We start from the raw sequence: 10,000 nt of genomic DNA, 5'->3' as shown, positions 1-10,000 counted from the left end.
TAATCAGTAGTTCTTCTCTGGACCTTGCCGGAGCTCTGACTGGTGTGATAACAAAAGATACATCAGAGGAATCTTCGGAAGAAAAGACCTCTTCAGATAAAGAAAAAATTGACGAGATCGGAGAAAAAAAGCAAAAAGAAACACCTGATTTAGATAATCAGGCTTCCTTTATCAAGCAGGAATGGAATATTGATGCATCAAGTGAAGATATAATATCTGTGCTCAAGGATGATCCAGAATTGGCTGGACAAATTCAGGATCAGATAAATAGGCATATTGACATTTATGAAACGGAATATCCGGATATTGATATCGATTCAATAGGCACATATGACGATGAAAAATTATCTGAACTTCTTATTGATACCATAAAAGAGATTGGCACAAATATATTAAGGATTCCAAGCAGTCCCCTCGATTTCCCCGAAAAAGTAGCAAAAGCAATTCGTGACGATGTAATGGGTACGAATACTCTTATCAGTACAAAAGGTAAGGAATTCTTGGAAGAAGTGAAAAAATTAGAGCTGCAAGGAGTGCCTTATGAGGAAGCATGTGATACCGTATGGAATCGGATGGAGAAAAAATTCACAGCGACTGAGCGATATCAACTTAAAACATTACAGGATTTAATTCCAAGAGAGAAAGGTGTCGACATTCAGCAATATCTAAAGAAATCATATACAGATGTGTATGAACAGGTACGAAGAAAGGACGAGGATTTAGTTACCTATGAATATGAACAGAATGCAAAAATCAGGGCGAAATTAGAGTTTATACTGAAAGAAAAGATCAATAAATTGAAAGAAGAAAGAGGAGAAAAATAACCGTAGAAGACAGTGTCAAAAAAACTTAATTACTCGTATATTGGATATGTTGGATGCCATTGAATGCTTTAAGCAGCCTGGAAAAGTTCTACGAGTAGGGGAGATGGTTGAAAAAGAAGGGCAATAATTCACGATTTTGGGATTGCTCCCCCTTCATCGATATGACTCGGCAAGAATATAGGATTCATTGATTATTCATGAGTGAGATATCTTTCACCTAATTATGCTCATGCAGGAACCAACCCCGGAAATGGTTCGAAACTGGAGGGAAACCTATGACACCTACAGGCCTAAACTCAAACCCAACAACAAACCCATACAAGACGTCATTGTATACCTGAAGGAGAACTATCCGGTTATAGAACGAACCGAACAAAACCTACTCCGGATCGTCTATGATAATGTAACTTTGAACGAGTATTACGCTCACAAGATTCCTTCAGACAAAATCCCCCTGCTACAGGTCTTCCAGATAAAAAATACCGGAACCGAAAAAAGGCTCTATGAAAATCAGGATGAGATATTCAAGGGATGTGATATCATTGTTGGTTTTGAACTTGAATCCGGATATTTCATGGTCGAGGGGAGCAGTCAGCTCTGGGATGAGCTATTCGTATTTCGTGGTCTTGACGAAGATGACCTGAATAATTATTATCTGGTTGCTGAATACGTGGCATGTGTCCAAAAATCCGCGGATTCGGGCTTGATATAAAATTAAAAGTATTTCCGTTTTTTATAAATTCATAAGCATTCATGTTATTACTAGTCCTCGCCCATATCTGAAAAAACGATAGAGATGGAAATCAGTTCGGATTAAATTTCTGCCATGTCAATTTACAGGGCCTCGCCCCACCATTCAAATAGTATTGTACAATGCAATATCTAAATCATAACTCATGCTTTGAGTATTCTGCGGAGGGATGAGGGGCCCTTCAGGATATATCCTGCAATCATGATATCGTTCTCCATTTGAAAAACTCACAGTATTCTGTTACCTATACACGTTCTCAATACGTCACCTTCATAAAATTCATGTGGCGGTACATGTGCTGTAAAAAATTCGTATTCTCTTCAGCGAGTGAGAGGTTAGAAATTACAAAAAACCCTCCAGAATCAGTATCTGAGCCGGAAAATAGCCCCGTAGCATTCAGAGGATACGATACCCCCGATAGCCCTTCAATAGGAAAAAAAGCTCTTTTCCCGATGCCAGGTAAAAATGGGAATAATGTCATGAACGGTAAGTTCCAGAGTCCCATCATGATCTTCTATGATTGTCGTACTTCCACTCTGAACATATGCGACAAAACCGGCCCCTCCTCTGGAGCACAGAGTCATGGGAGATTGAGGAGGAGAAAGAGCCCAAAAAAAGGATAAAAATTTTACAGGATTCATAGTGTCATTCTCTTGACGCAGAATAAGGTACTTTCGTAATATCTGCATCTGGTACATCCTCAATTATCAACGAATACTTTTTTACATCTCCCGGAACACCAAATATATGCGAGGTACCGGCTTCTTAAATCTTGCTTATGAGATCTTCGCCAATAGTGAGAGGTTTTTCATCCATATGAGAATACATACACGTCAATAATAAAAATTTAGAAGGTCTCTTTTCCATAGAGCTGCTACAACTGTTACAACTGTTACAATTCCTCCATTTCCTAAAAACCCTGAAATTTACGAAATATTTGAGGATCCAGACGAAATGACTTCTGTGTTATGGTCTCACCCGAACAGACCGGGTGCCTCTCCTGCATCATCTCATGTGCCCGTATCATATTCAAGAATAACCGGTCCGGATATTTTAAGGATGTATGATTGAAGATGTCGATAGAATTCTTGGCCAGGAATGCAGCAATCTCATCATGGTATCTCTCATCTGACCGGCTGTAATCAATAATAAGCCCCATGGTCCCGACAAAATAAAGAAAATCATAATCCTTCCATTCGGTTTTGAGCATCTGTGATCCCAGGATCAATTCAAGGTATGGGCTGATACGAGCCGCATCCTGAAACTGATAAAGGAAGAAAGAAGGAGAATGGGTTACAACCCATCGGTAAAATTGAACGGCTTTCCAAACGTCCTGAGGAAGTTCTTCATCCAGAGTCTCATGAATCGGCTCACTCTGTAAAAACCCCCAGTATTCAGAGATTTGAGTGCCTCTATACCCGGATTGTTCCCCCTGGCGGTTTGTCCGTGCCATAAAACCGGCCATTTTCAGTACCAGGTCCTGAACATATAAAGAAGAGAAGAACGGGACCCGATCCTCCTCCGGCATCAGGGTGATGATGTCAATAACATATCCAAGAAGAGCCTCGGATGTAAAATCAATATCCCAGTAATTCACGCCGCTTTTTGTATCTTTCAGGAGAATCCCTTCTTCCTTTGCAGCGGCGAGTTGTATTTTAGTACTCTTTGGTTCCTTTATCCCAAGATCGCTCGCAATACTGTCCCGAATCACCGGTTCTGGGGTAGGTTCAGACTGCTTTAAGATAATCTCAATAATTTTCCGTTTCGTAACTCCCGGATTATTCTTCTGGCCTCGCGTTCTCCCTTCAGTCATGACCTATGTATATGAAATTATTACTATGAATATATTTCTATGAATTAATACATGGTATTATAATACTAAGACTTATATGGAAGCACGAATAACGAGAATAGAGAGAAATGAGCACACAGGTGTTCTTTTTCACGACAGTCGGTACGGTAAAACGCCAATAACGACAGGATTGAGAAAAAATGAAAAATCTAGGCATTATTAAAAAACGAGTGACGAACCATCTTTCAACTGGATCTATAACATCCATGATGCTTTGAGGATCAGAGGGGGACTCAATGAGTAACACAACAACCTCTGTACCCCATGGATCCTGCATACCCTGGCAGATGCAGCGTGAAGACCTGCTCTATGTCATGGTCCCGGCCGGGGAGAAGGGCCCGACGTATAAGGGCTGGAACCTGGTATCACAGGGAAGACGTCATGATGATCCCATTCTGGCCGTCCATCTGCTACATGGCGGGAATTATGGGTATTATCCTGCTCCCTGTTCCGATCTCCTCTCCCTTGACGTGGATGATGCCGATACCTTTCATGGAGCAGGCGGGAAGGATCTGGTCAGAGAGACATTCCGGTATTCAGCATGGCCTGACCGGCGTAAATACCGGGCAATCATCTCCTGTCCGGATATACCGGACCACTACCGGGGGCATAAACTCCCCATCCGAAGCGATAGGGACCAGACCATCGTTGAACTCTTCTTCCCGGCCGGGTTAGAGAAAACCGGTGGCCAGTGTATCGGGCCTCTCTCTTTGCATCCGAATGGGAACCGGTATGAAATATATGATCCAGATGCGTCCATAATGACCGTTAGATGGTCAGAAATTGAGGAAATCACCAGAATTATATGCCCGGCCATCGCTGATTCGATCCCTGAACCGGACTATCGTGCCCCTGTACAGAGCAGAGGAAAGACAATTACCGAGCGGTATGGTCTCTCCGTCATGGATACCCTCCCACGGGATGCCAGGATAGCGGGAAGCGAGATCCGGGGAGTACACCCGGTTCATGGGAGCACGTCACCAGGAGGAAATGTGGCTATGAACCCCAAAAAAGGCGTTGTCTACTGTTTCCGGTGTGCTGCCGGGTATGATGCAGCCGGTTGGGATGCCATATGCCGAGGAATCATGCCCTGTGGTGGGACATATGATTCGGCTGTGATGAAACAACATCTGGAGGTGCTGAATCGGGAAAAGCCTGAAGTCAGGTTTTTAGAACGGATTGCATGGAAGAGATCACGGAGGAGATCATGACCGAAGTGATGACAATCCACTCGCCGTTTACTGATACGATGAGAAGAGCATTAGGTATGGCAAAAGACCGGTCCTATTCAAAGGTGAAAGAATCCGGTGCATACCTCTTTCCCACGGATCCCTCTGAAGAAGGAGATATAAGACAGGAATTCTGGGATATTGCCGTCTACCTGATCTCTAACCGGAAACCCTCCGATGCTGTTATGAAAACCCTGCAGAAGCGGAATAAGAAGCTGAAAGAGTATCAGCAACTGGATTATGAGGCTCTTTCGGAGATCAAGGATCTGGCATATTCCTATATCAAAACTGTGAAAATGTTTGATTCCACGGATGAAGAGGAGATAATCAGGCATATTCCGTTTTTTGAGAAAGACGGGGCCCTCTATCTTACCTGTATCAGTCCGGATGTCCGGTATTCATATGCTCACCTGCAGGACGGCAAGGTGGTATTTTCGAGCGAAGAGACCGATCCGTCCGGTATAGTCACGGTCCCTCCGGAGCTTCCCGTTCATCAGGATCGGGGCACGACCACCTATATTGTCGGAATTCCACGGACTGATCTTTTGGAAAAGGCAGAACTTCTGCCACCCGGAGCATTATATACCCGAATCAGGAATCACCTGTTCAGATACCTGGATGCTGAAGAGCATGATTATGAGTTATTTGTCTACTACATCCTGTATACCTGGTATTATTCAAAGTGCAGCACCACGCCCTATCTCCGGTTCCTTGGTGATACCGGGAAAGGAAAGAGTCGGTTTTTAAAAGTCATCTCTGACCTCTGTTTCTATCCTATCCGGGCATCAGGAGCGTCTTCAATCTCCGGTATCATGCGGTTTAAAGAGAAATGGATGGGAACACTCCTTATCGATGAATCAGATCTGAAAGGTGATCAGTCGTCGTCTCTTATCAAGTACCTCAATCTCGGATTTGAGAAGGATAATTTCTTCATCCTGACCGATAAAAACGACATTTCGCAGGTTCATCTCTTTGATCCGTTTGGTCCCAAACTCATCGCCATGAGGCAGCCGTTCCAGGATTCAGCAACCGAGGGTCGGTGTCTTTCCTTCTCTCCGGATGAGACGACACGGGAGGATATTCCACCTGAACTTCCATCCTCGTATGCAGAGGAGGTAGCAGAAATCAGGGCTCTTATTGCAAGGTTTGTCCTTGAGCACTGGCCCCGTGTTTCAGAAGAATGCATGCTCTCCTGTATCGGAAAAGGGATTGAAGGACGGTTAAAACAGATGGCACGACCTCTCTCTATTATTCTGACTCTCTTTCCTGACGGGCAGGAGCGGTTTTTACGGTACCTCAATAACCGGCAGCAGGAGATCAAGCGGACACGGGCTGAATCGTATGAAGGTATTATGTTCAATTATGTTCTTTCCCTGGCATTGGGAGATGAAATCCTGATGAGCGATCCAGAATTTGGTAAATATTACTATCAAGGACGCATTCAGGCGGTTACCTCCAAAATGATAACCGAAGGTTTAAAGTGTAGTTCAAAAAGTGTCTCCCGGGCTCTTGGAGGCATTGGTATGGTGAGCAGACAGAAACGGGTTCAGACTGCACATGGGATAAAAAATATCCGGGCAATGGAGATTCCAACCAGACGGAAATGGCTGGAGATTATGCAACGGTATTATTATGATGAGTCTGGTGGAGCGATCCCCGATTGTCCGGAATGCCTGAGAGGCTCTGAATATCAGGTCCTCCAGTCAGAGATTACCGGTATTGAATCGTTTATGAAACCGACTGGTAATGATGCAAAGAGATCCTGTAAGTCTGGAGATGATCTTATGCAGCCTGCTCACGAAACCACATCGCCATGCCTTTCAGAGTTTCCTACCTTTCAGGAATTTGCCGCATATCATGGTATGAGTCAGGATCTTCCGGTCGATGCCTATATTCCTATTCCTGATGATGACCGGACAGAATTATACTGCAGGTGTAAGGGATGCACTGCTTCTACCCGTACATCTGTGATGTACCAGATTCCGGACCGGCCGTATAACCAGGTCTGTCAGAACCATCTAAATGAATTGAAATATCTGTATGAAAAGGAGAAATCATTATGATTACCTGGCTTGATAATCCACTGAATTATTCGTATGTCCGAAAAACACTTTATATCAGCCTCTCTTCCCGGTTTCCGGTAAAAACTATAGGAAATAAATTTCAGCAGTTTGGAAAACTCATCGGGTATGAACTGGTGGAGCGGAGGGATTCAAACACGAAAGGGGTGTATTTATACCACCATCAGTTTTACTGGCTCAAAGAATATGATCGGGATCTCTCTCCCGACGGAGTGTACAAGGGACCCCGGGGGTTTGGTGGCCGGATGCCGACCGAAGCGGTAAATCCTGTCCGGCTTGTGGAGAGGGGTCAGGATGGTAGGGGAGAGGAGGGGGAAAGGGAGGTAATAGTGTATTGTTGATATCCATCCCATATTTTGTCTGGGATCCTGAACCAATTGTTAAACCCTATTTTTGTCGTGAAACAAGAATTTCGCATATCTGAATGAATTTTTTGCTCTCTTCAATAACGTCCAGTGATATTTCCTCGGTTATCTGCTCTCCAGTGCCATAATCTGCCGATTCTCTTAAGGATTCGGCATAGGCCAGAGTATGCCAAATCTGATGATCCATAAGGCCAGTGTTCACATAATGGTCACTGATTTGAGTAATGAGTCCTTTGTGGGTTTTTGTAATAATTCCTTTTGAAGAGAGCAGAGCTTTGGCTGCATAATACAAGGCATAATAGCTCCGGGAGACAGCATCTTCATAATGGCCATTTTTATGCAGTTCTTCAGCCACAGAGAGTTTTTCATATGATTTATGAAAAAGGAGGGTGATTTCTTTATTGTCAGACAACTGCAATTCCGTCCTTTGACACTTGCCGGATGAATAAAAAATCTTTCATCATCCTGAATTGTTCATCTGTCATTACTTTCGCAGAGACAATAATTCCCATATCTGGATACATATCAAACCCAATGGCCATTATTCGCTTTTTTATATTCCAAGAGTCATCAGTAGTTAAAACCAGTATGTCGACATCAGAACCCTGATGAAAATCTCCTCTGGCATACGAGCCGTATAAGATAATTTGGACGATTTTTTCTGGAAATTCATCTTTAATTTTACAAGCGAATCGAATGATTGCCTCTTTTATTGACGGAGGAAGTAATTGTCCTGGATAGGTATCATTGAGTGTAATATTTACTTGATTCATAATTTAATTAGATATTTATCCTTTCTTTACTATATTATTCAACAATATTTCCTACACATTCCTATCCTGTCTATGATTAATATTACTATCCAGATGAAATATATTTTTAGATTTGATCCAACAATTGAGAGGAAACCTCTAAAAATTCCTTTAAATTATGAGTCATGAAATAAGTTTGATCTCATCCACCTTCGGTCAAAGATACATTTTCAGAATAACCATATCTTTTAGTTCTATTCCATTTTCAATAATGGGATCTGGATAGTGATTCCGATAATAATCCTGAACAATTTCAGATATACGAAACCCCACCTTCTGATAGAGGTATAACTGCTTCTTTGCACAATCAGCGGTGCAGATGATGAGTTCTGAACATCCCTGTTCCCTGGCCTAATCTATGATATCCAATAAGAACCGGTATCCGACCCCTTTATTTTGCCAGTCCTCTCTTATCGCGATGTTTTTTATCTCCATGACCCCTTCGCTGATCATGGCGGTGGCACATACAGCAATCACTGAACCGCCTGGAAGATCTCGGGTGCAATGTGGATATGATTGATATTACTCCCCATGGTGCACGGGAGAAGGGTTTTGACTGCACACCATATGATGCCCTGATACTTGGATCACCGGTTCACTCCTGGCGAATCCCCCGGGTGGTTCGAGAATGGATCCCCAATCTTTCCGGAGATGGGAAAAAATGTGCAATATTCCTCACCTACGGCGGATTTCAGATTCACCCGGCACATTATACCCCCTGTCAGCTCCTTCAGCAACAGGGGTTTTCAGTCGTATCATCCGCTGAGTTTCTCGCATTTCATACCTTCTACATCGGTGGCTGGAAGGCGATGGAGGGTCGTCCGGATGAATCCGATTTTGCAGTCGCACGGGAGTATGCCGAGATAATCTATGCCCGATTCTCCGGAAAGGATACCAATCTGGTTGGCGAGCTGGAAAAGACCTGTCATCCGGAAAAATTACTTGACCAGATAGAGGGGTTCCGGTTCAGGATTCTTACACAGGTGCCAACACGGAACGGGGCGGATTGCTGTATGTGCCGGGAGGGTGAGGAGTTCTGTCTGACCGGAGCCATAAATGCAACGACGGGGGAGACTGACCTGTCCCGGTGTATTGCCTGTCTTGGATGTGTGCTTCGGTGCCCTGAAGGAGTGCTTAGGATAAATGATATGTCTCCAAGCTGGGAGTTTAAACTGAAAGGAGAGCATATCACCAAAGAGGAGATGAACAAAAAGAAGAGCCGGATATATCTGTGATTGGGCTGATTGTTGGTAATTTCGTGGCTCCAAAAGGATATGTCGGTTCATATTGGGTTATCGGGACAGGCATATGTTTAAAGGAAAAAAGCAAATAGAACCCCCTAGGAGCAACGAGTTACATGCCAACAAGTAAAAAACAACTGGTAAAGCTGAACAGAGAGAAGAAGGCAAAGGCAGAAGATCTCGCAAAGCAGGCCGCAGCGGGGAGTGACTCTGCCAAGAAAAAACTCAAGAAACTTGAGAAAAAGATAAAATAAATCCCCAGTTTTTTCATATAATCTCCTTTTCATCTCAATATAGGGTCAAACTGTTTTTAGGACTATAGAGTATGTATTTTGCTGTTAATTTGAAACGGAGCTGATATCACCGTTTCCCATACCTGTGCTGCCGTTTTCGGATCAAGACCGAGTCTTTGCCTTATCTGCAGACCAATAAACAGGGCAAGCATGGCGTTCGCCATAATCTCCGGGTCAGATTTCACTGGCCGGTCAGGAAACCGCATCGAAAGGTACATTGCGATCTGATGTATCATCTCATCATGAAGCCGGGAAATCTCTGAAATAATCAGGTGTTTTTTTGGGAGTCCTGCCATTACTTCAAAGACAATCGCAAACTGGTCCCTGTACCGGTTATTGGCCTCTGCGAAAAAATCTCCAAAGGACTGGATCTCACCGGATTGGATGGTCTTTTGCGCCATAGAACTGACATCGGCGATGATGGATTTGATGATCTCAAGAAACAGGGCTTCTTTGTTTTTATAATAGAGGTAGAGGGTTGGTCGGGAAATTCCTGCTTCCCTCGCAATGTCATCCATCCGCACATGCTGGTACCCTTTTTCAAAAACTATC

The 10,000-nt window shown here is 43.6% G+C and carries 12 protein-coding genes; 8 read left to right on the top strand and 4 right to left on the bottom strand.

The window, feature by feature from the left end; translation table 11 throughout:
- From LDL35_RS01950 to LDL35_RS01940, 3 genes are all read left to right on the top strand, one after another.
- On the top strand, window positions 1-824 hold an 824-nt coding region (locus LDL35_RS01950; RefSeq protein ID WP_304018945.1), incomplete at its 5' end, for a hypothetical protein.
- A 250-nt stretch (window positions 825-1,074) separates the two neighbouring features.
- Window positions 1,075-1,536 carry a hypothetical protein gene (locus tag LDL35_RS01945; RefSeq protein ID WP_304018944.1) on the top strand — a complete coding sequence of 154 codons (462 nt, stop codon included), beginning with the start codon at window positions 1,075-1,077 and terminating at the stop codon, window positions 1,534-1,536.
- A 332-nt stretch (window positions 1,537-1,868) separates the two neighbouring features.
- Complete coding sequence (locus tag LDL35_RS01940) at window positions 1,869-2,198, top strand: hypothetical protein (protein WP_304018943.1); 330 nt, start codon at window positions 1,869-1,871, stop codon at window positions 2,196-2,198.
- Between the two features lie 287 nt (window positions 2,199-2,485).
- On the opposite strand, the gene LDL35_RS01935 is transcribed toward LDL35_RS01940, so the two are convergent.
- Window positions 2,486-3,388: a hypothetical protein gene (locus tag LDL35_RS01935; RefSeq protein WP_304018942.1), complete on the bottom strand. Its 903-nt coding sequence runs from the start codon at window positions 3,386-3,388 to the stop codon at window positions 2,486-2,488.
- A 275-nt stretch (window positions 3,389-3,663) separates the two neighbouring features.
- On the opposite strand from LDL35_RS01935, the gene LDL35_RS01930 reads away from it, so the two are divergent.
- From LDL35_RS01930 to LDL35_RS01920, 3 genes are read left to right on the top strand one after another with little or no spacing between them, the layout of a single operon-like run.
- Window positions 3,664-4,638, top strand: a complete 975-nt coding sequence (locus LDL35_RS01930; protein WP_304018941.1) for a hypothetical protein — start codon at window positions 3,664-3,666, stop codon at window positions 4,636-4,638.
- A complete protein-coding gene (locus tag LDL35_RS01925; RefSeq protein WP_304018940.1) occupies window positions 4,611-6,719 on the top strand; it encodes a hypothetical protein in 2,109 nt (702 codons plus the stop codon). Before LDL35_RS01930 ends, LDL35_RS01925 begins: the two co-directional genes overlap by 28 nt.
- Entirely contained in the window at window positions 6,716-7,078 is a 363-nt protein-coding gene (locus LDL35_RS01920; RefSeq protein ID WP_304018939.1) for a DUF6009 family protein, read from the top strand. The genes LDL35_RS01925 and LDL35_RS01920 overlap by 4 nt, the downstream gene beginning before the upstream one ends.
- A gap of 46 nt (window positions 7,079-7,124) precedes the next feature.
- Here the strand turns inward: LDL35_RS01920 and LDL35_RS01915 are convergent, their stop codons facing one another.
- Together LDL35_RS01915 and LDL35_RS01910 are read right to left on the bottom strand one after the other, a co-directional pair.
- Window positions 7,125-7,514, bottom strand: a complete 390-nt coding sequence (locus LDL35_RS01915; RefSeq protein WP_304018938.1) for a HEPN domain-containing protein — start codon at window positions 7,512-7,514, stop codon at window positions 7,125-7,127.
- Window positions 7,507-7,875, bottom strand: a complete 369-nt coding sequence (locus tag LDL35_RS01910; RefSeq protein WP_304018937.1) for a nucleotidyltransferase domain-containing protein — start codon at window positions 7,873-7,875, stop codon at window positions 7,507-7,509. Before LDL35_RS01910 ends, LDL35_RS01915 begins: the two co-directional genes overlap by 8 nt.
- Before the next feature lie 551 nt (window positions 7,876-8,426).
- Here LDL35_RS01910 and LDL35_RS01905 point away from each other — a divergent pair.
- Together LDL35_RS01905 and LDL35_RS01900 are read left to right on the top strand one after the other, a co-directional pair.
- Window positions 8,427-9,149, top strand: coding sequence for a 4Fe-4S ferredoxin (locus LDL35_RS01905; protein WP_304018946.1), 723 nt, complete (start codon window positions 8,427-8,429; stop codon window positions 9,147-9,149).
- 122 nt (window positions 9,150-9,271) lie between these two features.
- On the top strand, window positions 9,272-9,409 hold the full coding sequence (locus LDL35_RS01900) for a hypothetical protein (RefSeq protein ID WP_304018936.1): 138 nt from the start codon (window positions 9,272-9,274) through the stop codon (window positions 9,407-9,409).
- 62 nt (window positions 9,410-9,471) lie between these two features.
- On the opposite strand, the gene LDL35_RS01895 is transcribed toward LDL35_RS01900, so the two are convergent.
- The coding region (locus LDL35_RS01895; RefSeq protein WP_304018935.1) for a TetR/AcrR family transcriptional regulator at window positions 9,472-10,000 on the bottom strand (529 nt) is incomplete at its 5' end.

The organism is Methanospirillum hungatei, from assembly GCF_020216685.1.
In the GTDB taxonomy this organism is placed as follows: Archaea; Halobacteriota; Methanomicrobia; order Methanomicrobiales; family Methanospirillaceae; genus Methanospirillum; species Methanospirillum hungatei_B.
The sequence above is the reverse complement of the archived record's forward strand: the minus strand, read 5'-3'. Positions and strand labels throughout refer to the sequence as shown.